The following is a 24,726-nucleotide window of genomic DNA, read 5'->3' on the forward strand; positions in this document are numbered from 1 at the left end:
CGCGGCGTGTTGAATAATCCAGTTCGTAGTAGAGTCGCCACATGGCAGGCGAATACACCACGGAAGACTTGGTCGGAGATCACCATCTCCAGACGGGGAACACTGGCGGACTCATCGACGGCAACACGCTCGCGGGCCGCGCCGAGGCCCGCCCGGCCTTCTGGGGCTTCTGCGCGCACTGCGGATGGAAGGTCGGCGGGCACGACACAACGCGGGCTGTCAAGCGAGCCTACGAACGCCATCTCAAGGCAGCTGCACGGAAGGAAGCACGATGAACGCTGACGAAATCACCGGCGAGCTTGTACACCTGGCGATGCGACGCCGACGCGTGACTCAGTCCGCGTTGGGCGAAGTGCTGGGGATCACTCAGCCCGCGATGGGTAAGAAGCTTTACGGCCAGCGCAGCTGGACTATCGATGAGGTCTTGGCCGTCGCCAAGTACTTCGAAATGCCCGTGACTGAGCTGCTTCCGGGCGAGGACTACCAGCCGATCCCCGAGGGCCGTGGTCGCGTTAACGCAGAAACGGCCTCCACCGAAGTGGAAGCCGTTTCGTCACTGTCTCAACACAGTGTGCGCCCGAAGGGACTCGAACCCCTAACCTTCTGATCCGTAGTCAGATGCTCTATCCATTGAGCTACGGGCGCTCCTGGACCGCTCAGCGGGCCGTAGAACAGCTTATAGCAGTCGTCAGATGATTGCGAATCGAGGGGTCAGCCGTCGTGTTCGGCGGCCTTCTCCTGCTTCTTCTTCCGCTTCGCGCGGGCGCGCTGCTGCGACGACAGGGCCTGCAGGTCGACGAGGCGCAGCGCCTGCATGCGGGCGTCACGCATGCGCTCGTAGTCGGGGTCCTGGTCGGGACGCATCCCCTCGACGCGCAGGCGGCGGTCGAGGTTGTGACGCACATCCGACCAGGCGGCCTCGCGGGCCTCCTCGACGATGGCGCCAAGGGCTGCCTCGTCGTCCATCATCTCGCGCAGCCGGGTGGCGACACCGTGCGACTGCTTGGCCCGACGCCGCAGGTTGCGCACGTCGCGGTCGCGGTAGTCGTGGGTGCCGGAGGGGTCGGAGTGACGACCGCGGGCGCGTTTGCGCAGCGCGGTGAGGTTCTCCTCCGCCTCTTCGGATTCCTCGGCCATCGCCCGCAGCGCCTCGCGCGCGTCGGCGATGTACTCGTGCGTGTCGAACACGCCGCCCTCGGCGATCGTGCCGATGAGGATGTGGTTCTTCACGGCGAGGCGCGCCGCAGCGGTCGCGATCGCGACGCCTTCCGCGATGGCATCCGCAGTTCGTCCCACCGTTCCTCCTCCCTTCGAGCGTACCCGTTTCGCCCTCCGTGGCGGTTGGCCAGAATGGACCGGAGGCGGGTCGCTGCGACCTGCTCGACCGAAGGCAGCTCGAGCGACGGGAGCGACGATGCGACAGGGTGCGGTGGGCACCGTCCGTCTCGTCGAACGCGACGGGCGACGACTGGTCGAGAAACGGCTGCCGGATGCCGAGCGCCACCGCGCCGAGGTCAGTGCGCTGCAGGCGCTGTCGCTCGTCGACCACCTGCCCACTCCGCAGCTGATCGAGGATCGCGCCGACGCCGTCCTGATGTCGGAGATGCCCGGCATCCGGCTCGACGAGGCCGACCCCGAGACCCGCCTACGAGGGCTTCGCGCTTCGGCATCCCTCCTCCGGCGACTGCACGCCGTCTCCCCTCCGTCCGGTCTTCGCCCGCGACCGGACGATGAGGCGATCATCGCGCGCTATCGGGCGGGCGACGCGCCGCCTCTGCCCCTCGGCATCCCGCCTGCGTCCGGGCAGGCGTTCTGTCACGGCGACTGGGGCGACGGCAATCTCCTCGCCGTGGACGGCGCGATCTCCGCGATCGTGGACTGGGAGGCCGCGCACGTCGGCGACCCGATCCGGGAGCTCTCCCGCGCCGCCTGGGGCGCCTCGCGCAAGGATCCCCGATCGTCCGCGGCGCTGATCGACGCCTACGGAGCGGATGCCGACGAAGTGCATCGGTGGGACGCGATCCACGCGGCGGAGCTGTGGCTCTGGTTCGCCGAAGCCGGCCCGCCCGAGTATCTCGCCCAGCTCACGGCCGAGCTGCGGGAGTGGGGCGCCTGAGTCAGCGCACCACGCCGACCCAGATCCCCGAGGCCCACGCCTGCTGGTCGCCGTTGCAGCCCACCGAGCCCGGGTACCCGCGCACCACGGCCATGCAGTTCGCCAGGAACTCCGGATCGCCACCGAACAGGGCGTCGTAGGTCCCCGACGCGTTGAGAGTGCCCCAGACCTGGAACTGGTAGATGTGCGCGAGCTCGTGCGCCATGGCCCAGTTCAGCCGGTCGGCGCTCCATCCGGCGATGTCGCCGCGGTACTTGATGTACCCGTTGCTGTTGGCGCACGCGGCGGCGGTGCCACCCGCGCACGATGACGATTCGTAGAGGCCGACTCCGGCGCCGCCGACCCTGTCCAGCGCGGCGCGCACGCGCGCGTAGCCGTCGGGTCCGCTCGACGACCAGGCGGGTCCCATCGGGCGCGCGTACTGCGCCGCCTGCCAGGTCGAGACCTCCTCGCCCACCTTCTCGGTGAGGGCGTGCACTGTGGCGGTCGCGGCGACGACGACGGCCGGGTCTGACTTCTCGGCGAGCACGGTCTGCTGCGCGGACTGCGCTGCTGCCCGGTGCGCGGCCGTGTCGACCTTGCCCTCGGCGCTGCTGATCGCCGCGCTCAGCGACGCGATCTCCTGCACGAAGGCGGGGCGCACCTCGAGCACCGCTGCGCGGTCGGCGGTGTCGTCCTGCGCGACCTCGATCTGCGCCTGCAGGTGGTCCGACCGCATCTGCGCGTCCTGCGTCTGCTGCGCGATCTCGCGCAGCTGCGCGATGGCGTCGGCCCGGGCGTCGTCGAGCGCGTCCGCCCGGCCGATGACACCGGCGGCGAGCAGCACGGCGGCCACGACGGTCACCGAGAACACGCGGCGCAGCATCACGGGAGGAAGCCCGTGGAGTCGGCGAGCTGCGCGTCCTGCTCGGCGATCGTTGCGCGCAGGCCGGTGAGCTGCTCAGCGAGGTCGTAGTTCGCCGACCTCGCTGCGTCGCGGTCCTGCTCGGCCTGCACGACCGCGGCCCTGACCTCGGCGAGCGCGGTGACACGCTGCTGGTCTGCGACCACGATGATCACCGCTCCACCGATGAGCAGCAGCCCTCCGACGACGACCGCGAGTCTGCGCATATCGCTCCCCAGACACGACGCACTTCCGGAACGATTCCGTACGCACAATATATCCAGGCGGAAGGGTCCCGACTAGCCGAGCGCGTGCGGCGCGGCGCTGCGGAATCGGCGCAGTCTGAGACTGTTCAGCACGACGAAGACGCTCGAGAAGGCCATGGCGGCTCCGGCGAGCATCGGATTCAGCAGTCCGAGGGCGGCGAGCGGGATCGCCGCGACGTTGTACGCGAGCGCCCAGAACAGGTTGCCGCGGATGATCGCGAGCGTTCGTCGCGCGAGACGGATGGCGTCCACGGCGCCGCCCAGATCGCCGCGCACGAGGGTGAGGTCGGACGCCTCGATCGCGGCATCCGTTCCCGTCCCCACCGCGATGCCGAGGTCGGATGCCGCGAGCGCCGCCGCGTCGTTGACACCGTCTCCCACCATCGCCACGACTCTGCCCTGCTGCTGCAGCGCAGCGACCTCGGCGACCTTCTGCTCGGGGAGCACACCGGCGCGCACGGTGCGGATGCCGACCTCGGCCGCCACGGCTTCGGCAGCGCGCTGGTTGTCGCCCGTGAGCAGGACGGGCTCGAGACCGAGCGCACGGAGCCCGGCGATCGCGTCGCGAGCGTCGGGCTTCACGACATCGGAGACGACGAGGACTCCGCGGACGCGCTCACCCCACGCGACCACGACGGCGGTGTGGGCGCGCTCCTCAGCGGCCGCGAACGCCTCGCGGAGACGGCCGTCGAGCGGCGACTCGACTGCTCCGTCCGCGAGCGCCGAGAGCCGGCCGACCGTGACCCGCACCCCGTCGACGAATCCCTCGACGCCGCGGCCCTGGATGCTGCGGAACTCGCTCACCGACGGCAGATCGCCGAACCGCTCGACGGCCGCACGTACGACGGCGGCAGCGACGGGGTGCTCTGAGGCGTCCTCCACCGCGGCGGCGAGGCGCAGCACCCGCGCCTCGTCCTCGCCGTCGGCCGCGATGACGTCGCGGAGCGTCATGCGTCCGCTCGTGACCGTGCCGGTCTTGTCGAGCACGATCGTGTCGACGCGGCGAGTCGATTCGAGGACCTCGGGGCCCTTGATGAGCACGCCGAGCTGTGCGCCCCGGCCGGTACCGACGAGCAGCGCCATGGGCGTGGCCAGGCCGAGGGCGCACGGGCACGCGATGATGAGCACCGCGACGGCCGCCGTGAACGCCGCAGAGACTCCCCCGCCGCTGAGCAACCAGACGATGAGCGTCACGGCGGCGATCGCGAACACGATCGGCACGAACACGGCCGAGAGCCGATCGGCGAGACGCTGCGCCTCGGCCTTGCCCGACTGCGCCTGCTCGACGAGCCGCGTCATGCGCGCGAGCTGGGTGTCGGCGCCGACCCTGGTCGCCGTGACGACGAGGCGCCCGCCGACGTTCACGGTCGCACCGGTGACGGAATCACCCTGCCGCACCTCGACGGGCACGGACTCGCCGGTCAGCATCGACGCGTCGACCGCGGACGACCCCTCGCTGACGATGCCGTCGGTCGCGATCTTCTCCCCCGGCCGCACGACGAACACGTCTCCGACCACGAGCCGTGCCAGCGGCATCCGCTGTTCCACGCCGTCGCGCAGCACAGCGACGTCTTTCGCGCCGAGCTCGCCGAGTGCGCGCAGCGCCGCCCCTGCCGTGCGCTTCGACCGCTGCTCGAGGAAGCGCCCGAGCAGCAGGAACATGGTGACGCCCGCGGCGACCTCGAGGTAGATCGTTCCGAGTCCGTCACCGCGCTCGATCGTGAACCGGAACGGATGCGTCATGCCCCACATGCCTGCCGTGCCGAACACGAGCGCATACAGCGACCACAGGAAGGCGGCGGAGACCCCGACCGAGATCAGGGTGTCCATCGTGACCGTGCGGTGCCGGGCGTTCAGGACCGCCGCGCGATGGAACGGCCACGCCGCCCACGTGACGACGGGGAGGGCGAGGACGACCGACGCCCACTGCCAGCCGGGGAACTGCAGCGCCTCGACCATCGCCATCGCGATGACGGGGACGGCGAGCACGACGGCCGCGATGAGGCGCCTGCGCAGCAGGACGTAGCCGGGATCCGCCTCGCCGGACCCGGTCTCGCGCGGCAGCGCGGCGGTGTAGCCGGTGCGGACGACCTCGGAGATGAGGTCGTCGGCGACCACGCCTCCCGCGACCTCGACGTGCGCCTTCTCGGTGGCGTAGTTGACGGATGCCGTCACGCCGTCGATCCGGTTGAGGCGCTTCTCGATCCGCGCGGCGCAGGACGCGCACGTCATCCCGCCGATCTCGAGATCGTACGAGGCCAGCTGCTCGCTCATGGGGTGATCAGGCGCGGACGGCGCTGTACCCGGCCTCGTCGACGGCGGCCAGGACGGCGCTGTCGTCGAGCGGGGACTCGGAGGTGACGACAAGTCGACCGGAGGCCGCGCTCACGTCGATGGCAGTGATGCCCTGCAGCTTCGAGACCTCGCTGCGCACGGAGCCCTCGCAGTGCCCACAGGTCATGCCGGTCACGGTGTAGGTGGTCGTGGTCATGTCGATCCTTTCGTCGATGACGACACCACTATACCCCCTAGGGGTATCCGAGGGGCGGGATCACGCGGTCTCGGACTCGACGTCGAGGCGCTTCGCAGCGGATGCGACCGCGTTCGCGGTGTGCTGCGGGATCAGCTCCCGCAGCGCGTCAGCATCCTGCGCCTCGACGGCCTCGAGGATCACGCGATGCTCCTCGGCCGTCTCGACGAGATCGTCGTGCTGCCCGAACAGCCAGCGCAGCCGCGTCGCGAACACGCTGATGAACTCGCCGATCATGTCGTTGGCCGCGAGGTGCGCGGCGACCTCGTGGAACAGGCTCGCCGCGATGCGCGCGCCCTCGACATCGCCGGCCTCGGCGGCTGCGAGCTCCTGCTCGTACGCGGCGCGCAACCGGGCGAGCCCCTCGGGCGTGCGACGCTCGGCCGCGAAGACGAAGATCATCGTCTCCATCGCCTCGCGCACCTCGCCGTAGTCCTGCAGATCCTGCCGGGAGAACTCGCGCACGATCGCCCAGGTGCGCGGGCGTGCGACGACGACGCCCTCGGCCACGAGCGTGCGGATCGCTTCCCGCACCGGCAACCGGGAGACGTTCAGCTCCGCAGCGATGTCGCGCTCGACGAGCCGCGAGCCCGACGCCCGCCTCCCCAGCACGATGTCATCGCGCAGAATACGCGTCACTCTCACCGACTCGAGTTCGCCGGCAGCCCCCACCTCCGCCATATCGGGATTGTCTCATCCGCGCACCGGAGGGACAAGTTTGGTATCCCACGGTGCGTGGACATCGAGATCAGGGCAGGCGGTTCGCGATGGCGAGGTTGGCGCGCAGCTCCTCGGCGTTCTGCCGCACCACGTAGGCGGGGCGGTCGCGCTCGACGCGCCACGACTCGCTGAGCGGGCCGATGTTGACGGTGTCGAAGCCGAGCTCGTCGTAGAAGCGGGTCACGAACTCCACGGCGTCCGCGTCGTCGCCGGCCGTCGCGAGGGCGCGGCGGTTCTCGCTCCCCGCCGGAGCACCGTCGGTCGTGATGTCGCGGGCCATGATGTGGTTGAACGCCTTCGCGATGCGCGAGGTGGGCAGCTGTCGCTGCAGCAGCTCCGACGTGGTGGTCTCGCCCTTGTCGAGCGCCTCGATACGGCCGTCGCGCTCGAAGTAGTAGTTGTTGGTGTCGAGCACGATCTTGCCCGCCAGCTCGTCGACCGGAAGCTCGTCGATCCGACCGAGCGGGATGGTCACGACGGCGATGTCGGCCGCCGCAGCCGCCTCCGCGGCGGTCGCCGCGCGCGCCCTGTCCCCCAGCTCCGCGATGAGAGAGGCGAGCGTCTCCGGGCCGCGGGAGTTCGCGATCACGACGTCATAGCCGTGGGCCACGGCCGCGCGCGCGACCTGGCTGCCGATGTGTCCTGCACCGATGATTCCGAGAGTGGTCATGTGTGGGCCAACGTGTCTGGGCGACGCCTATTCCCCGATGACGCCGATCGTCGGGCGGATCACAGGGTCAGCAGGTGCCGCTCCTCGACCCGGCGATAGCCGAGGCTCTCGTACAGCGCGATGGCTCCCGTGTTGAAGCCGAACACGTGCAGTCCGACCGAGTCAGCCCCGTGGTCTCGCGCCACCCGCTCGGCGGCGAGCATCAGTTCGCGCCCGTATCCCTTGCGCCGCTGCGACTCGGCGACCTCGATGTCGAGGATGAAGGCGTGCGGTCGACCGCCCCTGGTCCGCAGGCCTACCCAGAGGATGCCGACCTCCTCGCCGTCGACCGCCGCGGTGAAGAGCTCCTGCCCCTTCGTCTCGACGCCGTCGGGCAGCTCCTGCACCATCTGACGGTGCGACTCCACGCGGGCGTCGTCGATCGAGTACCGGCCCGAGGCGGCGAGCTCCTCCGCGAAGGCCGCTTCCGATGCGGCGGCGAAGGAGGGGTACCGCGCGGCCGTCATCGGCTCCACCCCCACCCGCGGCCGGCGGTCGCGGTCGGGGAGTGGTTCGAGCAGCATCTGGATCGATGCGCACGCGAACCCCCGCCCGTCGATGAAGGACCGGCTCGCCGCGTCGGTCGCGTACACCGAGATGCTGAGCCGGTCGACTCCGTGCCCACGCCCCATCTCGACCAGGGCGGTGAACAGCGCATCCTGCTGCGAGACGGTGGGCCGGCCCGCGAATGACAGGTCGAGGATCATGAGGATGCCGGAGATCGACGCGAGCCACACCGTGCCCAGCTCCCGATCGCCGTCGCGGATCGACAGGATGACCGACGTCTGCGTCTCGGCACCGTCGGAGAGCAGCTGGTCGAGGAACGCGTCGGCCTGCACGACCGCGTCGTCGCCCACCAGCATCCCCGAGTCCTGACGCAGCGCGATGAGGCGCTCTCTCGTCGCCGAGCGCCAGTCGTCGAAGCGGCCGGGATCGAGCGGGGTCAGCGAGAGGGGCATGATCCCATCCTGCACCCCGGTCACGACGCAGCCGTGTCAGCTCTTCTGCAGGGCGTCCTCGGCGGCGACCCACGCGAGCATCGCGCACTTCACCCGAGCGACGTAGCGCGAGACCCCGCCGAGCGCCGCCGCGTCCCCGAGCAGCTCCTCGTCGGGCTCGATCTTGCCTCGCGAGCGCATGGCCGTGCGGAACGCGTCGATGCGCACCTCGAGCTCCTCGACCGTGAGCCCCTCCGCGAGTTCGGCGAGCAGCGACGCCGACGCCTGCGAGATCGCACAGCCGTGCCCCTCCCACGCGATCGCCTCGACACTGCCGTCGGGCGCGCGGTGCACCTGCAGGGTGACCTCGTCACCGCACGTGGGGTTGATCTGGTGCGACTGCGCCGCGATCTCCTCGCGCAGCCCGAAGCCATGCGGGGTGCGCGAGTGGTCGAGGATGAGCTCCTGATACAGGTTCTGCAGGTCGCTCATGCGCCCCTCCGGAAGAAGTCGATGGCTCCGGCGACGCCCGCGATCACGGCATCCACCTCATCCTCGGTCGTGTAGAGATAGGTGCTCGCCCTGGTCGACGAGGTGATGCCCAGTCGGCGGTGCAGCGGCTGCGCGCAGTGGTGGCCGACGCGCACCGCGATGCCGAGATCGTCGAGGTACTGCCCCACGTCGTGCGAGTGGATGCCGTCGACATCGAAGCTCGCGAGCCCCACGCGCGGCAGGTCGATGCCCGCGCCGAGCACGCGCACCCCATCGATCGCGGTGAGGCCATCGACGAGGCGACGGCCGAAGGCGGCCTCGTGGGCGGCGATGCGCGGCATCCCGACCGCCGAGAGGTAGTCGATCGCGGCGGCGAGGGCGACGGCCTGCGACACACGCTGCGTGCCGGCCTCGAAGCGCTGCGGCGGGGGGAGGTACTCGGCCTCGGTCGTGGTGACGGTCGTGATCATCGAGCCGCCGGTGAGGAACGGGGGCAGGGCCTCGAGCAGCTCCCGGCGTCCGTAGAGCGCGCCGATCCCCGACGGGCCGAGCATCTTGTGACCGGACAGCACGGCGAAGTCGACGTCGAGGGCGCGCACGTCGAGTGGCAGGTGCGGCGCCGATTGGCACGCGTCGAGCAGCACGAGGGCGCCGACCCGGCGGGCCATGGCGACGAGCTCCTCGACCGGGTTGATCACGCCGAGCACGTTCGACACATGCGTGACGGCGATGAACTTGGTGCGGTCGCCGATGAGCTCGGCGGCGGCGACGAGCCGCAGCGCGCCGTCGTCGTCGAGCGGAATCACCCGTAGCGTCGCCCCTGTGCGCGCGGCGAGCTCCTGCCACGGGATGAGGTTCGCGTGATGTTCCATCTCGGTCGTGACGATCTCGTCGCCCTGACCGATGCGGAACCGTTCGGCGGCTGCTCCCCCGCGCCCCAGCGACGCGTTGGAGATTCCGTAGGCGACGAGGTTGACGGCCTCGGTCGCGTTGGATGTCCAGACGATCTCGCCCTCGTCGGCGCCGATGAAGCGGGCCACCGTGGCACGGGCGTCCTCGAACACCTCCGTCGCCTCGCCGGCGAGCGTGTGCGCCCCGCGGTGCACGGCGGCGTTCAGCGTCGTCGCGAACTCCCGCTCGGCGTCGAGCACCGCGAGCGGACGCTGCGACGTCGCACCGGAATCGAGATACGCGAGCGGATGCCCGTTCACCTCGACACCGAGGATCGGGAAGTCCTGGCGAAGGCGCCGCACCTCGGCATCCGTCAGCGGGCTGTCGATCGGCGAGGCGATCACGTCGGCGGCGGGCGTCGTACTCATCCTTCTAGCTTCTCACCTGCCGGCAGCGACGGCATCGCGGGCTAGGCTCGCACCATGTTCAGCGCCGACACCCTCGCGACGTTCGTCGTCGCGGCGTTCATCATGGTCGTGATCCCCGGCCCGACGGTGCTGTTCACGATCGGGCGCGCCATGGCGCTCGGACGCATCGGCGGCTTCCTCAGCATCCTGGGCACCGCGCTCGGCTCGATCCTGCTCGTCGTGGCTGTGGCGCTCGGCGTGGGCACGGCGATCGCGCAGTCGATCGTGCTGTTCACGATCGTGAAGGTGCTCGGCGCGGGGTATCTCGTCTTCCTCGGCATCCAGGCCATCCAGCACCGGAAGGATGCCGCGGCGATCGCGACGGGACCGCAGCCGCGTCGCTCGGGCCTGCGACTGCTCGCGGAGGGTTTCGTCGTCGGCATCACCAACCCGAAGTCGATCGCGTTCTTCCTCGCGATCCTCCCCCAGTTCGTCGACCTGCACACGGGATCCGTTCCTCTGCAGCTGCTCGTGCTGGGCGTGATCGTGGTCGCGATCGGTGTCGCGTGTGACGCGATCTGGGTGCTGCTCGCGAGCTCGGCCAGGCAGTGGTTCGGGCGCTCGCCGCGGCGCATCGAGGCGATGGGCGCGACGGGCGGAGCACTCATGATCGGACTCGGCGCGTTCCTCCTGCTGTGGAGCGAGAAGCCCGCCGCGACCTGAGCGTCGCGCCGGGTCACCGTCCGACGTCGAGCCAGCGGAAGGTCGAGGAGTCGTCGTTCCAGCGTTCGCCTGGCTGCGGCTTCTCGGAGAAGTAGAGCACCGTGCCGCCGATGACGAGGAGCGGTCCGAGCGAGAGCCCCGCGGGCGCGACGCCCTCGGACACGGGTATGCCGAAGAAGAACTGCGGGATGGATGCGAGGATCAGCAGCGCACCCGGGATCAGCAGGGCGAGTCCGATCTTCCGGTAGGGGCGACGCCGTTTTCTTCTCACCATGGGGTCAGGATAGAGGAACCGCCGAGCGAGACGGCCGTCACATACGGGCGTAGCGGGCACGCACGATCGAGAAGACGCCGTACACGGCGAGGCCCGCACCGACGACCCACAGCACCGTGCGCCCGAAGGGCAGGTCGGTGAGGCTGCGCAGCGCGGCGTCCAGACCACCCGCCTTGTCGGGGTCGTGCGTCCAAGCCGACACCACGAAGAGGACGCCGGTCACGGCGATCGCGATCCCCTTGGCGATGTAGCCGATCACCCCGAGCACGACGATCGGCGGCCGCCCCGCGCCCGACGGCAGGTCGAGCGTCTTGCGGAAACCGGTCGTGAAGCCGCTCACGACGAAGCCGATGCCGACGCCGACCACCGTGAGTCCGATGGCGACGAGGAGGAAGATTCCTCCCGGCGCGCCCAGCAGCACTTCGCTCACGAACTTCGACGACTTCTCGGACTCGGCGGTGCCGCCGAACGCGTAGATGGTCGCGAGACCGGCGATCACGAGATAGGCCAGGGCGATGCCGAACAGCTTGATGCGCTGCCCCCACTTCTTCACCTCGCCGCCGACGGCGACGACGCCGCTCACGACCTGCCACACCGCGAGGGCGACGAGCGCGGCCGCGACGAGAGCCAGGATGAGCCCTCCCACGGGCGTCGATCGGATCTGCTGCATCGCGCCGTCCTGATCGGCATCCCCGCCACCGCCCGAGGCGATCGACACGGCGAGCGCGCCGATGATGATGTGCACGAGACCGATCACCACAAAGCCGGCCCGAGCGACGCGTCGGAAGGCGTCCGACCCCCTGGCCTCGTGCGCGGCGGACTTCGCTGTCGTCATCGATGCAGGATATCGCCGTGGGAGCGATGGGCCGGAGGGGCTTGATCCCGACGGCGTCGTGCGGCAGTCAGGTGCGTTCGACCGGCTGCCGGAGGATCGTGCGCAGCCGCTCGGGGGCCACGCGCCTGGCGTCGCCGAGGTAGATCTCGTGATGGCGCGCCGTCATGCGCAGGCCGTTCTCGGGGATGAACCGCTCATGCAGCTCGGCCAGCACGGGGGCCTCGTCGTCGTACGACCCGACGTGCAGCGTCTGCACGCTCAGGCCCTCGTCGAGGGTTTCGAGTCGCACCGACCGCAGGGTCGGCAGGGGCTCCTTCTTCGCCGCCGCCTTGGCCTCGACCTTGTCGACGGCCGCCGCGAACATCTCCGCTGTCACCTGCTCGGGCACCATGATCATCATCGTCCACAGCCAGGCCGACTTGTCGCGCTTGGTCGTGAACGACTCCTTGTCGGGGGCATCCCAGAGCCCTTCGAGCGGCATCACCACCACATCGAGGTCCAGCTCGGCGCGGGCCGCGAACTTCAGCGTGTACGCGAGCGGGAAGAGTGCGGCGACGGCATCCTTGTATTCCTTCGCCGTGTTCGGGTCGCCCGCGCCGTCGACCATCAGGTACTGCAGCGGCGGCACCTCGACGAGGCGGAACTCGCCCCGCTTCGCCCGGTATGCGTCGAGCGTCTTCTTCGGGTCGATCGGCATCGTGCACCTCCGCGTCGGTTGGCGATCTGAGTCGGCGATGCGCTCAGTGTGCCACGGGGGCCGGACAACGGGTGGGCCGACAGCCGACCCACCCGCCCTCGCGATCAGGCTGGTTCGACCGCCAGCCACAGCTCGCACGACGCATGCGTCCCCGTGAACTCGAGGTAGCGCACGATCGATGGTCCGGGCCGCAGCCGCCAGGGGTTCGACGGGAACCACTCGGTCGCGGTCGCCGCCCAGAGGTTCTGCAGGGTCTCGGGAAATGGACCGCTCGCGGTGAAGACCGCCCACGACCCTGCGTCGACACGTATCGCGTCGAGATCGGCCGGCACCTCGGCATCCGGCTGCACGGAGACGCCGTGCAGGTAGGTGAGCATCGTGCCCTCCGGCGCGTCCGGCGGGGTGTCGCCGGTGACGGCGAGGACGCCGGCAGGTTCGGCGTCGCTGAGCGCCTTGAGCCGCGCGTGCTCTTCGGCGGGGATCCCTGCGATGTGCTGTTGAATGTGCGGATTCACTCCCTCGTGGATGAGCGGGACCTCGACGGCGTGGCCGACGAGGACGAGCTCGGGTGCGGTGGTGATGGTGACGTCCATCGGACTTCTCCCTTCGACGCTCAGGCGGAACCGGAGCGTGGGTTGTGTGCGGAGAGGTCCCCCGTCTCGGCGCGCGTCCGCCGGTGAGATGCCGTGCACGGCACGGAATGCCCGCGCGAACGCCTCCACCGATCCGTAGCCGTGTCGCACAGCGACGTCGAGCAGGCTCGACGCCCCCGCGACGAGCTCCGCACCTGCGAGCGTCATGCGTCGCCGACGGATGTACTCCGAGAGCGGCATGCCTGCGAGCGCCGAGAACATCCGGCGCAGGTGGTACTCGGTCGTTCCGTGTGCTCGGGCGAAGTCCGCGACATCGAGCTCCGTGCCGGCTGCGGCCTCGATCCGATCGACCAGGGCGTTGAGCGTTCCGATCATGAGGTCCTCCTTTCCTCACCATCGTGCCGCTCGAGCGTAGCCCGCGACCCGACCATCCGTGTCCGATGCGATCGGCTCTCCGCCCCTCGCGACTCATTCGCACGCAGGAGGCCCGAGCTGGCTCCCGTCAGGGAGAGCGGTTCGGGCTCACGGAGCCACGTCGCCTCGAGCGCCGACGCGCGAACCCTGCGAGCCTCCGCCATCGGCGGGATCCTCCGCGACAACGGCTTCACTCGTTCCCGGCGCCGGCCATGAGAAAAGACCTGCGACGCGGCGGAACGCCGGGACCCGGATCGCGAGCCGCAGGACGAGGTAACCGATCACGGTTCCCAGAACATTCGTGATGAGGTCATCGATGTCAGCGACTCTGCCGAGTCCCACGGTGACGTCCCCGATGAACTGAACGATCTCGATCGTGCCGCTCACGAGGAGCCCCAGCAGCGCCGCTCGCAGCCACGTCGACGTGCGCAGAAGCACCGGCGCCAGCAGACCGAGCGGAACGAAGAGCGCCACGTTGAGCGTCAACCCGACGGGGTCGTCCACGATGTCTTGGAACGGCACGACATCGATCCAGATCCACCACGGCTTCTCGTAATCGGAAGGCCCGAGGCCGAGCGGCAGGAAGGTGAGAGCGATCAAGGCGGCGAAGTAGACACTCGCCGCGACACCGCTGAGCAGCCGCAACACCGTGAACCTGTCGCCTCTGCGGAGGCGCCAGACGGTGAAAGCGATGCCGCCGAACACGGACACTGCCACGATGGCGAGGTCAACCACGCTCACGACGGGGCCGCTCATACGTGGCCGCCCGGATCGGTCAGCAGCTCCGCGAACGCGAGCTCGGCCGCTCCGATCAGCAGGCGGTCCGCTCCCAGGGCGGCGGGTCGGATCTCGAGCCCCTCGGCGCTCTCCGTCATCGCCAGCGCGGCGACGTCGGCGGCGAGCCGTTCGCCCTGCAGGTCGGCGAGCGTCGCGAGGAATCCGCCCAGCACGATCACGGAGGGGTTCAGCACGTTCACCGCGTTGGCGAGCGCGCTCGCGAGCACGTGCGCCTGACGCGTGACCTCCGCCTCGACCTCGGAGGAGTCGGAGGCCGTCAGCTCGCGGTCGAGCGTGTCGTCGTCGGCCTGGTCGAGCCCGGCGACGTCGAGCAGCAGACGCCGACTCACCTCCGCTTCGAGCACGCCGTCGGCCGTGCGGCGGTCGGCATCATCGGTGATGCGCGGACGGTTCTGACCGAACTCGCCGGCGTATCCGCCCGCACCGGTCACGGGGAATCCTCGGATGATGAGCCCGCCGCCGATACCCGAGGCACCGCCGTTCAGGTAGACGAGGTCGTCGATGCCCCGGCCTGCCCCGTAGCGGTGCTCGGCGATCGCTCCGAGCGTCGCATCGTTGTCGACCGCGACCGTGACGTCGGCCGCCGCGCGTACGAGCTCGGCAAGCGGCACGTCGACCCAGTCGAGGTGCGGCGCATTGCGCACCACGCCGTCACTCGCCCGCACGAGACCGGGCACCGCGATGCCGACGGCCTCGATGCGGCCGTCGGCCAGGGCATCGGCGCGCCAGGCCGCGATCCGCTCCGCGATCACCCCGGCGACCGCCTTGGGCGTCGGCAGGGACTCGTTCGGCAGGCGCTCACGGACGAGGATGCTGCGGTCCAGCCCGACGGCGGCGATCTCGATCGCGTCGACCTCGGGGTTCACCGCGATCGCGACGACGCGCGCGGATGCCGTGACGACCGGCGATGGGCGCCCGACCCGACCGGGTACATCGGGCACCCGCTCGTCGACCAGCCCGCGGCGGACCAGCTCGCCGACGAGGTCGGCGATCGTGGAGCGGTTGAGACCCGTGCGCTCGGTGAGCGCTGCGCGGGACTGGGCGCCCTCCTCGTGGACGAGCCGCAGCACGCGCGCGAGATTGTGCGGGCGGGTTCCGCTGGCGGGACTCGTCGGAGACGGCATCCCTTCACTGTAGGGGGTGGACGGTCCCCCTGTCATGAGATATGTTGTCAAACACAACTTATCCGATGACCTGCACAGGAGCAGCCATGCCCACCCCCACTCGCGACGACAAGTTCTCCTTCGGCCTCTGGACCATCGGGTACAACGGTGCAGACCCGTTCGGGGGTCCCACCCGGCCGGCGCTCGACGTCGTGCACGCGGTCGAGAAGCTCGCCGAGCTCGGGGCGTACGGTCTCACCTTCCACGACGACGACCTCTTCGCCTTCGGCTCGACCGACGCCGAACGTCAGACGCAGATCGACCGCCTCACGGGCGCGCTCGACGCCACCGGCATCGTCGTGCCCATGGTGACCACGAACCTCTTCAGCGCGCCGATCTTCAAAGACGGCGGCTTCACCTCGAACGACCGCGACGTGCGCCGCTACGCCCTGCGCAAGGTGTTCCGCCAGCTCGACTTGGGCGCCGAGCTGGGCGCCCAGACGTTCGTCATGTGGGGCGGCCGCGAGGGTGCCGAGTACGACTCCGCGAAAGACATCCGTGCCGCGCTCGAGCGCTACCGCGAGGCCGTGAACCTGCTCGGCGACTACGTGACCGACAAGGGCTACGACATCCGCTTCGCGATCGAGCCGAAGCCGAACGAGCCGCGCGGCGACATCCTGCTCCCCACCCTCGGCCACGCGCTCGCGTTCATCGACTCGCTCGAGCGCCCCGAGCTCGTCGGCCTCAACCCCGAGGTGGGCCATGAGCAGATGGCCGGCCTGAACTTCGCCGCGGGCATCGCCCAGGCGCTGTACCACGGCAAGCTCTTCCACATCGACCTCAACGGCCAGCGCGGCATCAAGTACGACCAGGACCTCGTCTTCGGCCACGGCGACCTGCACAACGCGTTCGCGCTCGTCGACCTGCTCGAGAACGGCGGCCCCGGCGGCGTGCCCGCGTACGACGGCCCCCGCCACTTCGACTACAAGCCCAGCCGCACCGAAGACGAGAACGGCGTGTGGGATTCCGCCGCCGCGAACATGCGCACCTACCTCCTGCTCAAGGAGCGCGCTGCCGCCTTCCGCGCCGACCCGGAGGTGCAGGAGGCCCTCGCGGCCGCCCGCGTCGATGAACTCTCGACGCCGACCCTCGCCGAGGGCGAGTCGTACGACGACTTCCTCGCCGACCGCAGCGCCTACGAGGACTTCGACGCGCACGCGTACTTCGGCGGCAAGGGCTTCGGCTTCGTGCGACTGCAGCAGCTCGCCACCGAGCACCTCCTCGGCGCCCGCTGATCGCCATGCCCCTGGTTCTCGGGGTCGACTCGTCGACCCAGTCGTGCAAGGCGGTCGTCGTCGACAGCGCGACCGGAGCGGTCGTCCGCACCGGTCGCGCAGCTCATCCCGACGGGACCTCCGTCGACCCCGAGGCCTGGTGGCATGCACTGCAGGAGGCGATCGCAGAGGCCGGCTCGCTCGACGACATCGCGGCCTGGTCGGTCGGGGGACAGCAGCACGGACTCGTCGCGCTCGATGCTCAGGGCCGTGTCGTCCGCGACGCCCTGCTGTGGAACGACACCCGCTCGTCCGGTGCGGCAGCCGACCTGATCGACGAGTTCGGCGCGGCCGCTCTCGCGGTGCGCACCGGGCTGGTTCCCGTCGCGTCTTTCACGATCACCAAGCTGCGCTGGTTGCGCGACCACGAGCCGGAGAACGCCGCCCGAGTCGCCGCGGTCGCACTCCCGCACGATTGGCTGACCTGGCGTCTGCGCGGCTTCGGACCCGAGAACCCGATGCTCGACGAGCTCGTGACCGACCGCTCCGACGTCTCGGGCACCGGCTACTGGAACCCCGCGACCGGCGAGTACGACCGAGAACTGCTCGTGGCGGCGCTGGGCCACGATGCGATCCTGCCCCGCGTGCTGGGCCCCGACGAGTGGGTGACGGATGCCGACGGTCGCCGTGTCGGACCCGGCGCCGGCGACAATGCCGGTGCGGCGCTCGGCCTCGGCGCCCAGCCGGGCGACGTCGTGGTGTCGATCGGGACGTCCGGCACGGTGTTCGCCGTCAGTCGCGAACCCGTGAACGACCCCGAGGGCACGGTCGCGGGGTTCGCCGACGCCTCCGGACTCTTCCTTCCGCTGATCGCCACGCTCAACGCGGCCAGGGTCGTCGATGTCACGGCTGCGCTGCTCGGCGTGGATCACGAGGAGTTCAGCGACCTCGCCCTCGCAGCCGCCCCCGGGGCTGCGGGCCTCACGCTGCTGCCGTACTTCGAGGGCGAGCGCACACCGAACCTCCCCGACGCGACCGCGACCCTCAGCGGCATGACGCTCGCCTCCACGACGCGCGAAAACCTCGCGCGCGCGGCGGTGGAGGGGATGCTGCGCGGACTCGGCGCCGGCCTCGACGCACTGCGCGCCCTCGGCATCCCGCTCGAACGCGCACTGCTCATCGGCGGAGGTGCGCAGTCGGAGGCCGTGCGACGGATCGCGCCCCCGGTGCTGGGACTGCCCGTGGAGGTACCCGAGCCCGGGGAGTACGTCGCCCTCGGCGCAGCCCGCCAGGCCATCGCCGCCCTCCCCTAGCCCCTCCCCTCCCGGGCCGTTGAGCGAGCGCCCTCTTCCGGGCCGTTGAGCGAGCGCCCCTCCCGGGTCGTTGAGCGAGCGCTCCTCCCGGGTCGTTGAGCGAGCGAAGCGAGACGAAACGCCGTGACCCTCGCACGACCCCTTTCCCGCTCCTCGCTCGGCGTTCCGTGTGGCGCGGGCCCGCGGCATCCTCTGCATGACTACGGTGAGACCGGAGGCGAAATGAAGATCCTGATCCCCGACACCATCGACCTGCGTCTGAGCGGCGACGTCGACGCCGTCGTGTATGACATCGAGCGCGAGATCCCGGAGGAGCATCGCGACGCCGAGGTGCTCGTCGTCTGGCACAACTCCGGTGCGTGGCTCGAACAGGCCGCACGGATGCTGCCCCGCCTACGCCTCGTGCAGGCCCTCGCGTCAGGGGCGGATGTCGTGCTGCGGTCGGGTTTCGCTCCCGAGGTGCGCATCTGTTCGGGCCGTTCGCTGCATGACGGTCCCGTCGCCGAGCACACGCTCGCTCTGATCCTCGCGGTCGTCCGCCGCCTCGACCGCCTGCGCGATGCGCAGCTCGACCACCGGTGGGACGAGGAGTTCAACGAGGCGCAGAGCGCGAAGGGCACGCGGGCGCAGTTCACGCTGTCGGGCGCTCGGGTTACGATCTGGGGCTTCGGCTCGATCGCGGCCACTCTCGCTCCGGTGCTGCGCGCGCTCGGCGCCGAGGTGCGCGGCATCGCGCGGAGCGCCGGTGAGCGGGCGGGTTTCGAGGTGCACGCGGACGCGGATGCGGATGCCGTGCTGGCAGACACCGACATCCTCGTGTCCCTGCTGCCCGCGACGCCGGATACGGCCGACCTGTTCGACGCCGCCGTCTTCGGCGCCCTCCAGCCCGGTGCCGCCTTCGTCAACGTCGGGCGTGGAGCGACCGTCGACAAGGGCGCGCTGATCGACGCCCTGTCGTCGGGACGGCTGCGTGCGGCCGCGATCGATGTCGCGAAGGCCGAGCCGCTCCCGGCCGACGATGCGTTGTGGGACGCCCCGAACCTGCAGATCACCCCGCACGTCGCGGGAAACCGCCCGATCGGCGCGAGCGCGCTGATCGACGACAATGTCTCGCGCCTGGCCGCCGACCGAGAGCTCGTGAACCAGGTCCGACCCTAGCCCGCAGCGAACCTCCAATCGGAGGTTTTCTCCATGGCGTGGGTATCATCGGGAGCATGGCCGCTCCCTCCGACGACGGACCCCGCAGCCCGGGGCGTTACGCGAAGGGCATCGCCCGGCGGCAGGAGATCCTCGACAAGGCGATCGAGGTGTTCGCGAAGCGCGGTTCTCGACGGACCAGCCTGCGTGCGATCGCTCAGGAGGTCGGCGTCACGCACGCCGCGCTCACGCATTACTTCGGCTCCCTGGAGGAGCTGCTGGTGGCGGTGTACCGGGAATCAGAGCGCCGCAACGACACCGAGCACCCCGAGCCGTCCGGTCTGAGTCCCGCGATGATGATGCGCGTCTCCGCCGAGGAGAACCGCAACATCCCCGGCCTCGTGCAGCTCTACTCGACGCTCGTCGCCAACGCGCTCGAAGAGGGACACCCCGCGGCCTACGAGTTCGCGACGCACCGCTTCTCACGCCTGCGCGACCACATGGCCGAGCGCGTACGCGAGCTGCAGGCGTCGGGCGAGATCCGCGACGACCTGGATGCCGTGCTCGTGTCGTCCCTCGTCATCGCCGCCTCGGACGGCCTGCAGACCCAGTGGCTCCTCGACCCGTCCGTCGATCACGAGGCCGCCCTGGAGATGCTCGACGCGCTGCTCGCCGGACGCCGCGACTCTCACTGAACGACGGAGCGGGCCCGCCGGCGTGAGCCGACGGACCCGCAGGTTCCGTACGCGTCAGAGCGTGGCGGCGAAGGGATCGAAGCCCTCCGGCAGGAGCGGCACGGGTGCGACCGTGCTCTCGACGGTCACCGTCGTGCCCGACTGGGCGGAGTCCTGCGCCGAGAGCAGCACATCGAGCACGTGGAAGCCGAGCTCGCCCGAGGCGACGTGCGGACGCCCCTCGGCGATCGCGCGCACCATGTCGAGGGCTCCGAGACCGCGGCCCACCTCGATGTCCGCGTGCTCGATCTCGATCCACTCCTGCTCGAACGACATCCCGTCGCGGATCACACCGAGCGGCTTGACGTAGGCGATACGTCCGGCGAACGTGTTCGGGTCGGGCAGCACGATCGTGCCCTCGGTGCCGTGGATCTCGACGATCCCGTGACGCTCGAGCGCCGAGTCGAAGCTCAGCAGGCTCTGCGCCTGAGCACCTCCCTCGAACGCGGTCACGATCTGGATCGTCGACGGCACCTCGACGGGGAAGGTCGTGCCGGCGAGCGGTCCGGTGTGGATCTCGCGCTCTTCGCGCGCCTTCGATCCGACGGCGGCGACGCGGTCGACCGGGCCGAGCAGGCTGACCAGGGCGGAGAAGTAGTACGGCCCCATGTCGAGCAGCGGGCCGGCGCCCTGGGCGAAGAGGAAGCCGGGGTTCGGATGCCACAGGTCGGGGCCCTGCGTCTGGAACGTCGTCTGGGCGAACAGCGGCCGCCCGATGACGCCGGCCTCGATCGCGCGGCGCGCGGCCTGGAACCCAGGACCGAGAAGCGTGTCGGGCGCGGAGCCGATCCGCAGTCCGGCCGCCTCCGCCTCGCGGAGCAGCAGGGCCGCGCCGTCGCGGTCGAGCCCGAGGGGCTTCTCCGTCCACACGTGCTTGCCGGCAGCGATCGCCGCACGCGAGACCTCGATGTGCACGGCCGGGATGGTGAGGTTCACGACGAGGTCGACGTCGGGGTGTGCGAGCACGTCCTCCGCCGAGCCGAACGCGGGGACGCCGTACTTCTCGGCCTGCGCCTGGGCGCGGTCCACCAGCAGGTCGCCGACGATGAGCACCTCGGTGTCGGGGAACGACGAGAGGTTCTGCAGGTAGGTGTCGCTGATGACGCCGACGCCGATGATGCCGATGCCGACGGCGCTCATCGGGCGAAACCGCCCTCGATGAGGAACGCGTAGCTCGCTGCGATGTCGGCGAACACGTCACCCGGGGCGTTGTCGTACTCGATGATCGCGTACTTCAGGTCGGATGCCGCGCGCAGCGCCTCGGCGAGAGGCACGTCGCCCGTGCCGGCGTGGCGCTGGTCGAGGGAGTCGGAGCCGAAGGCCTCGGCGCCGGGCGCGAACGGGTTGGTCTCGGGTGCGACGCCGTCCTTCACGTGGGCGGCGACGAGGCGGTCGCCGAGCAGCGACACGAGCGCGGTGACGTCCTGTCCGCCGACCAGCGCCCAGTACAGGTCGAGCTCGATGGCGACGCGCTCGTCGGTGAGGGCGATGAAGCGCTCGTACGCGGTCTGCCCGTCGAACTCCGCGAGGAACTCCTGCGCGTGGTTGTGGTAGCCGACCTCGAGGCCGAAGCCGGCGGCGGTCTCGGTGAGGGCGTTCAGACGCTCGGCGATGTCGGTGACGCCCTCGAGCGTCAGCCAGCGGTCGGTGACGACGAAGGGGTCGATGACGGTCTTGATGCCGACCTTCGCCGCTGCCTCGAAGACGACCTCGGGCGCGGGGGTGGGGATCGAGCCGTCCGGGGTCCACAGCTCGTCGGAGAGCAGGGGCGCGTGCCCGGTCGGCGAGGCGAGACCGGAGGCGTCGAGGGCTGCGCGGATCTCGTCGGGCCGGCCGACGAAGTCGAACGCCTCGACGTTGCGCAGGCCGATCGCGGCGAGCTTGTCGAGCGACCCCTCCATGTCGGCGGAGAACTCCGCCGCGAGCGTGTAGAGCTGGACCGATGCTTCTGGCAGGGCCACGGTGACCTTCCTTCGTAGTGCGGGTGGGCAGCTCGTTCTGCCCGCGGTCAGACTAGCAGAAACCTCCATGCGGAAGTTATGAGTTCTCGCGGTGTGTCCACCCTCTCGCGGGTCACCCGGATGCAGGGTGGACACCGCCGCTGCAGAGGCGCATGCTGAACGCATGACGGCATTCGACAGCACCCACGCGTTCAGCGGATTCAGCGTCGACGACATCGACGCCGCCCGCACCTTCTACGGCGACGTCCTCGGCATGGACGTGACGACAAACGAGATGGGGTTCCTCGACATCGCGCTCGGCGACGGCGCATCGATCCTCGTCTACGCGAAGCCGAATCACGAGCCGGCGAGCTTCACCGTTCTCAACTTCCCGGTGGACGACGTCGAGGCGGCGGTCGACGAGCTCAACGCGCGCGGCGTGGTCACCAAGATCTACGACGACCCGCAGCTCGGCACCGACGCGAAGGGCATCTCGCACGGCCAGCCGGGTCGCGGGCCCGACATCGCCTGGTTCCGCGACCCGGCCGGCAACGTGCTCGCGGTGCTCGCGCCGAACTAGGCGAGGAGGCTGTCGAAGAGGGCGTTGATCGCGGGGTCGACGCGCTGCAGCTCGGGGTGAGCGTCGTGCCAGTCGATGATCGCACTGGCCGACTCGTGCAGTCCGATGGTCGGCGCGAAGTCGCGCACGAGCCGCTTGATCTTCGTGTTGTCGAACACGACGGAGTGCGCCATGTCACCGGTGAGCTGGCCTGCGCGATCGGGGATCGCTGCCTCGATGGCCTCGCTGGTCGCATACCGGAGGCGCGGCTCGGCGCCGGCGGCGCGCCCCAGCATCCCGTAGATCTGGTTCCAGGTGTAGACGAAGTCACTCGTGATCTGGAACGTGTCGCCGTGCGCGAGCGGGTTGCCGAGGAGGCCGACGAACCCGACGGCGAAGTCGCGCGAGTGGGTGAGAGTCCACAGCGAGGTCCCGTCGCCGTGCACGACGATCTCCTCGCCTCGCCGGATGCGGTCGATCGCGGTCCAGCCGCCGAAGGCGGGGATGGTCCACTCGTCGTAGGTGTGCGAGGGTCGCAGCACCGTGACCGGGAAGCCTCGTTCCCGGTAGGCCGCTGTCAGCAGGTCCTCGCAGGCGATCTTGTCGCGCGAGTACTGCCAGAACGGATTCCGCAACGGCGTCGACTCCGTGATCGGAAGATGCGCGACCGGCTTCTGGTACGCCGACGCCGAGCTGATGAAGACGTACTGCCCCGTACGCCCCTCGAAGCGGTCGATGTCGCGCTGTACCTGGTCGGGGGTGAAGGCGATCATGTCGGCCACGACGTCGAACTCACGACCGGCGAGCGCGGCGTCGACAGCCGCGTCGTCGGCGATGTCCGCGGTCAGCACCTCGACGCCCTCGGCCGGTTCACGCTGCGATCGGCCGCGGTTGAGCAGCGTCACCTCCATGCCGCGCTCGGCGGCGAGCGCACTGGCGGCGGACGAGATGATCCCCGTCCCGCCGATGAACAACACCGTCGTCGCTGACATGTCGGTCCTCTTCTCAGAACGCGCGGGCGGTGCTCGTCAGGGGCGCAGGTCGAGGTCGAGATCGTCGATCACGTCGATGCCCCACTCCATGGGCGGCTGGTCCTCGCCGTCGGCATCGCGTCGCGGGAACCGGTGGTGTCCGCGGAGGCGGGCGGCATGCTCGGAGAAGTCCGGGTCGACGCCCTCCGATGCGCTCGGTCCGACGAGCACATCGTTGCCGAGGCCCACCACGAGCTCCGCCGTGTCCTTCTCGCCGTCGACGATGATCGGAATCTGCAGCGCCTCCGACTCGCCCTCGTTCGCGATCGCCGCCGCCAGCACCACGAGGGCGTCTGCGACATCGTCGGTGGTGACCAGCTGCTGACCTGCGTACGAGACGAGCTTCATGATCACAGCCTGGCACCGACCTGCCTCCGCAGTCACGGGCTTGCGCTCGGGCCCGTTCGTATGTGACAGGGTGGCGGCGTTCACCCGGTGGCCGGGCGATACCATCGCGGCTCGAGGAACGCGGCCCCGATTGCCCCGCCGACGTCCCCCGCCCGGGAGAATCTGATCTCCGGCACGGGGGCGTACGTATCGATTCGCGTGTAAGCACGCTGAGCGGCCTCATGCAGAAGGTCGTCGAACTGCGCAACGCTTCCGCCGATGACGATCACATTCGCGCGAACCACGGTCTGAAGGTCGGCGAGCCCCGCGCCGAGGGCGTTGCCGAAGGACTCGAAGACGGACAGCGCCTGCTCCTGACCCCCGCGAGCACGACTCGCGAGCTCTGCGAGCGCATCGGCTGCACCGGGACCGCACACCTCTTCCGCAGCAGCCTGCAGCGCGGTTCGGGACACCGCCTGCTCCCAGCACGCGCTCCGACCGCAATAGCAGGGCGGCGTCGGCTCGGCGACGAGACGGTGTCCGGCTTCGGGATGCTCACCGTCGGTGCCGCGGATCGGGCGGCCTCGGTCGAGCGCGGCGACTCCTACACCCGTGCCGAGAGTGACCATCAGCGTCCCGGCGGCACCGACGGCCTCGCCGAGTCGTTGCTCGTAGATGGCGGCCGTCACCGCGTCATTGTCGATCGACACCGGCACGTCGAACGCGTCGCCCAGTTCGCCTTCAAGGTCCGCGCCGCTGAACCCGGGGAGAGTGGCCGGATTGCGGATCACGCCGCACCGGTCGACGGGACCGCTCGCCCCGATGCCGATCGACACGGGAGTCCGCCCCGCCAGCAGTGTGCGGATCGCCGATACGAGACTCGGCACGGCGACCGCACGCTCCGCAACCGTAGCGAATGACACGCGGTCGACGGTCGCCCCTTCCGAACCCACGAGCACGATCCTCGTTCCCGTGCCGCCGAGGTCGACGCCCACCCTGACATCCGTCGTCTCACTCACCGT

At 70.1% G+C, this 24,726-nt stretch carries 30 protein-coding genes and 1 tRNA gene; 9 read left to right on the forward strand and 22 right to left on the reverse strand.

All coding sequences use genetic code 11. The annotated features are described in order from the left end of the window. Positions 1–41 precede the first annotated feature (41 nt). Complete coding sequence (locus tag MRBLWO14_RS05865) at positions 42–275, forward strand: hypothetical protein (protein ID WP_341935523.1); 234 nt, start codon at positions 42–44, stop codon at positions 273–275. Then, complete coding sequence (locus MRBLWO14_RS05870; protein ID WP_341935524.1) at positions 272–607, forward strand: helix-turn-helix transcriptional regulator; 336 nt, start codon at positions 272–274, stop codon at positions 605–607. The genes MRBLWO14_RS05865 and MRBLWO14_RS05870 overlap by 4 nt, the downstream gene beginning before the upstream one ends. Here MRBLWO14_RS05870 and MRBLWO14_RS05875 read toward each other — a convergent pair. Then, positions 573–645: transfer RNA gene (locus MRBLWO14_RS05875), tRNA-Arg, on the reverse strand. The two genes, MRBLWO14_RS05870 and MRBLWO14_RS05875, sit on opposite strands and share 35 nt — an antisense overlap. 66 nt (positions 646–711) lie before the next feature. After that, a complete protein-coding gene (locus MRBLWO14_RS05880) occupies positions 712–1,296 on the reverse strand; it encodes an asparagine synthase (protein WP_341935525.1) in 585 nt (194 codons plus the stop codon). A 118-nt stretch (positions 1,297–1,414) separates the two neighbouring features. On the opposite strand from MRBLWO14_RS05880, the gene MRBLWO14_RS05885 reads away from it, so the two are divergent. Continuing rightward, complete coding sequence (locus tag MRBLWO14_RS05885) at positions 1,415–2,116, forward strand: aminoglycoside phosphotransferase family protein (protein WP_341935526.1); 702 nt, start codon at positions 1,415–1,417, stop codon at positions 2,114–2,116. A 1-nt stretch (position 2,117) separates the two neighbouring features. Here MRBLWO14_RS05885 and MRBLWO14_RS05890 read toward each other — a convergent pair whose 3' ends face one another. From MRBLWO14_RS05890 to MRBLWO14_RS05930, 9 genes are all read right to left on the reverse strand, one after another. Then, a complete protein-coding gene (locus tag MRBLWO14_RS05890) occupies positions 2,118–2,981 on the reverse strand; it encodes a hypothetical protein (protein ID WP_341936170.1) in 864 nt (287 codons plus the stop codon). Then, positions 2,981–3,226 carry a hypothetical protein gene (locus MRBLWO14_RS05895; protein ID WP_341935527.1) on the reverse strand — a complete coding sequence of 82 codons (246 nt, stop codon included), beginning with the start codon at positions 3,224–3,226 and terminating at the stop codon, positions 2,981–2,983. The genes MRBLWO14_RS05890 and MRBLWO14_RS05895 overlap by 1 nt, the downstream gene beginning before the upstream one ends. 72 nt (positions 3,227–3,298) lie before the next feature. Then, the gene (locus MRBLWO14_RS05900; RefSeq protein WP_341935528.1) at positions 3,299–5,539 is read right to left on the reverse strand and encodes a heavy metal translocating P-type ATPase; all 2,241 of its coding nucleotides are present in this window, start codon (positions 5,537–5,539) and stop codon (positions 3,299–3,301) included. A 7-nt stretch (positions 5,540–5,546) separates the two neighbouring features. Further along, the gene (locus MRBLWO14_RS05905; protein ID WP_341935529.1) at positions 5,547–5,756 is read right to left on the reverse strand and encodes a heavy metal-associated domain-containing protein; all 210 of its coding nucleotides are present in this window, start codon (positions 5,754–5,756) and stop codon (positions 5,547–5,549) included. Between the two features lie 60 nt (positions 5,757–5,816). Continuing rightward, the gene (locus tag MRBLWO14_RS05910; protein ID WP_341935530.1) at positions 5,817–6,476 is read right to left on the reverse strand and encodes a GntR family transcriptional regulator; all 660 of its coding nucleotides are present in this window, start codon (positions 6,474–6,476) and stop codon (positions 5,817–5,819) included. A gap of 67 nt (positions 6,477–6,543) precedes the next feature. Continuing rightward, positions 6,544–7,185 (reverse strand): NAD(P)-binding domain-containing protein, encoded by a 642-nt coding sequence (locus tag MRBLWO14_RS05915; protein ID WP_341935531.1) that lies wholly within the window; start codon positions 7,183–7,185, stop codon positions 6,544–6,546. A gap of 59 nt (positions 7,186–7,244) precedes the next feature. Further along, positions 7,245–8,183: a GNAT family N-acetyltransferase gene (locus tag MRBLWO14_RS05920; RefSeq protein ID WP_341935532.1), complete on the reverse strand. Its 939-nt coding sequence runs from the start codon at positions 8,181–8,183 to the stop codon at positions 7,245–7,247. 36 nt (positions 8,184–8,219) lie between these two features. Beyond that, positions 8,220–8,654 (reverse strand): Fe-S cluster assembly sulfur transfer protein SufU, encoded by a 435-nt coding sequence (gene sufU, locus MRBLWO14_RS05925; protein ID WP_341935533.1) that lies wholly within the window; start codon positions 8,652–8,654, stop codon positions 8,220–8,222. Then, positions 8,651–9,973, reverse strand: a complete 1,323-nt coding sequence (locus MRBLWO14_RS05930; RefSeq protein ID WP_341935534.1) for a SufS family cysteine desulfurase — start codon at positions 9,971–9,973, stop codon at positions 8,651–8,653. Before MRBLWO14_RS05930 ends, sufU begins: the two co-directional genes overlap by 4 nt. A gap of 54 nt (positions 9,974–10,027) precedes the next feature. Between MRBLWO14_RS05930 and MRBLWO14_RS05935 the strand changes: the two genes are divergently transcribed. Next, complete coding sequence (locus MRBLWO14_RS05935; RefSeq protein ID WP_341935535.1) at positions 10,028–10,675, forward strand: LysE family translocator; 648 nt, start codon at positions 10,028–10,030, stop codon at positions 10,673–10,675. A gap of 13 nt (positions 10,676–10,688) precedes the next feature. Here the strand turns inward: MRBLWO14_RS05935 and MRBLWO14_RS05940 are convergent, their stop codons facing one another. The 6 genes from MRBLWO14_RS05940 to MRBLWO14_RS05965 all read right to left on the reverse strand — a co-directional run bounded on the left by MRBLWO14_RS05940 (position 10,689) and on the right by MRBLWO14_RS05965 (position 15,410). Continuing rightward, positions 10,689–10,949, reverse strand: coding sequence for a hypothetical protein (locus MRBLWO14_RS05940; protein WP_341935536.1), 261 nt, complete (start codon positions 10,947–10,949; stop codon positions 10,689–10,691). 37 nt (positions 10,950–10,986) lie between these two features. After that, the gene (locus MRBLWO14_RS05945; protein WP_341935537.1) at positions 10,987–11,784 is read right to left on the reverse strand and encodes a DUF1206 domain-containing protein; all 798 of its coding nucleotides are present in this window, start codon (positions 11,782–11,784) and stop codon (positions 10,987–10,989) included. 67 nt (positions 11,785–11,851) lie between these two features. Beyond that, positions 11,852–12,481: a GyrI-like domain-containing protein gene (locus MRBLWO14_RS05950; RefSeq protein WP_341935538.1), complete on the reverse strand. Its 630-nt coding sequence runs from the start codon at positions 12,479–12,481 to the stop codon at positions 11,852–11,854. A gap of 104 nt (positions 12,482–12,585) precedes the next feature. Then, a complete protein-coding gene (locus tag MRBLWO14_RS05955; RefSeq protein WP_341935539.1) occupies positions 12,586–13,449 on the reverse strand; it encodes a GyrI-like domain-containing protein in 864 nt (287 codons plus the stop codon). A 147-nt stretch (positions 13,450–13,596) separates the two neighbouring features. After that, complete coding sequence (locus MRBLWO14_RS05960) at positions 13,597–14,229, reverse strand: VanZ family protein (RefSeq protein WP_341935540.1); 633 nt, start codon at positions 14,227–14,229, stop codon at positions 13,597–13,599. Between the two features lie 11 nt (positions 14,230–14,240). After that, positions 14,241–15,410, reverse strand: a complete 1,170-nt coding sequence (locus MRBLWO14_RS05965) for an ROK family transcriptional regulator (RefSeq protein ID WP_341935541.1) — start codon at positions 15,408–15,410, stop codon at positions 14,241–14,243. Positions 15,411–15,496: 86 nt separating this feature from the next. On the opposite strand from MRBLWO14_RS05965, the gene xylA reads away from it, so the two are divergent. From xylA to MRBLWO14_RS05985, 4 genes are all read left to right on the forward strand, one after another. Next, positions 15,497–16,684: a xylose isomerase gene (xylA, locus tag MRBLWO14_RS05970; RefSeq protein ID WP_341935542.1), complete on the forward strand. Its 1,188-nt coding sequence runs from the start codon at positions 15,497–15,499 to the stop codon at positions 16,682–16,684. Positions 16,685–16,689: 5 nt separating this feature from the next. Continuing rightward, on the forward strand, positions 16,690–17,976 hold the full coding sequence (gene xylB, locus MRBLWO14_RS05975; RefSeq protein WP_341935543.1) for a xylulokinase: 1,287 nt from the start codon (positions 16,690–16,692) through the stop codon (positions 17,974–17,976). Between the two features lie 222 nt (positions 17,977–18,198). Then, complete coding sequence (locus MRBLWO14_RS05980) at positions 18,199–19,134, forward strand: NAD(P)-dependent oxidoreductase (protein ID WP_341935544.1); 936 nt, start codon at positions 18,199–18,201, stop codon at positions 19,132–19,134. A gap of 56 nt (positions 19,135–19,190) precedes the next feature. Beyond that, positions 19,191–19,808, forward strand: a complete 618-nt coding sequence (locus MRBLWO14_RS05985; protein WP_341935545.1) for a TetR/AcrR family transcriptional regulator — start codon at positions 19,191–19,193, stop codon at positions 19,806–19,808. Positions 19,809–19,862: 54 nt separating this feature from the next. On the opposite strand, the gene MRBLWO14_RS05990 is transcribed toward MRBLWO14_RS05985, so the two are convergent. After that, on the reverse strand, positions 19,863–20,987 hold the full coding sequence (locus MRBLWO14_RS05990; RefSeq protein ID WP_341935546.1) for a Gfo/Idh/MocA family oxidoreductase: 1,125 nt from the start codon (positions 20,985–20,987) through the stop codon (positions 19,863–19,865). Beyond that, on the reverse strand, positions 20,984–21,808 hold the full coding sequence (locus MRBLWO14_RS05995) for a sugar phosphate isomerase/epimerase (RefSeq protein ID WP_341935547.1): 825 nt from the start codon (positions 21,806–21,808) through the stop codon (positions 20,984–20,986). The genes MRBLWO14_RS05990 and MRBLWO14_RS05995 overlap by 4 nt, the downstream gene beginning before the upstream one ends. A gap of 163 nt (positions 21,809–21,971) precedes the next feature. Here MRBLWO14_RS05995 and MRBLWO14_RS06000 point away from each other — a divergent pair, with 163 nt between their 5' ends. Then, the gene (locus MRBLWO14_RS06000; RefSeq protein WP_341935548.1) at positions 21,972–22,367 is read left to right on the forward strand and encodes a VOC family protein; all 396 of its coding nucleotides are present in this window, start codon (positions 21,972–21,974) and stop codon (positions 22,365–22,367) included. On the opposite strand, the gene MRBLWO14_RS06005 is transcribed toward MRBLWO14_RS06000, so the two are convergent. The 3 genes from MRBLWO14_RS06005 to MRBLWO14_RS06015 all read right to left on the reverse strand — a co-directional run bounded on the left by MRBLWO14_RS06005 (position 22,364) and on the right by MRBLWO14_RS06015 (position 24,723). Further along, the gene (locus tag MRBLWO14_RS06005) at positions 22,364–23,338 is read right to left on the reverse strand and encodes an NAD-dependent epimerase/dehydratase family protein (protein WP_341935549.1); all 975 of its coding nucleotides are present in this window, start codon (positions 23,336–23,338) and stop codon (positions 22,364–22,366) included. The genes MRBLWO14_RS06000 and MRBLWO14_RS06005 overlap by 4 nt on opposite strands. Before the next feature lie 36 nt (positions 23,339–23,374). Further along, complete coding sequence (locus MRBLWO14_RS06010) at positions 23,375–23,725, reverse strand: hypothetical protein (RefSeq protein WP_341935550.1); 351 nt, start codon at positions 23,723–23,725, stop codon at positions 23,375–23,377. A gap of 80 nt (positions 23,726–23,805) precedes the next feature. Beyond that, entirely contained in the window at positions 23,806–24,723 is a 918-nt protein-coding gene (locus MRBLWO14_RS06015; RefSeq protein WP_341935551.1) for an ROK family protein, read from the reverse strand. Positions 24,724–24,726 lie beyond the last annotated feature (3 nt).

The sequence above is a fragment of the Microbacterium sp. LWO14-1.2 genome (assembly GCF_038397715.1).
GTDB lineage: Bacteria > Actinomycetota > Actinomycetes > Actinomycetales > Microbacteriaceae > Microbacterium.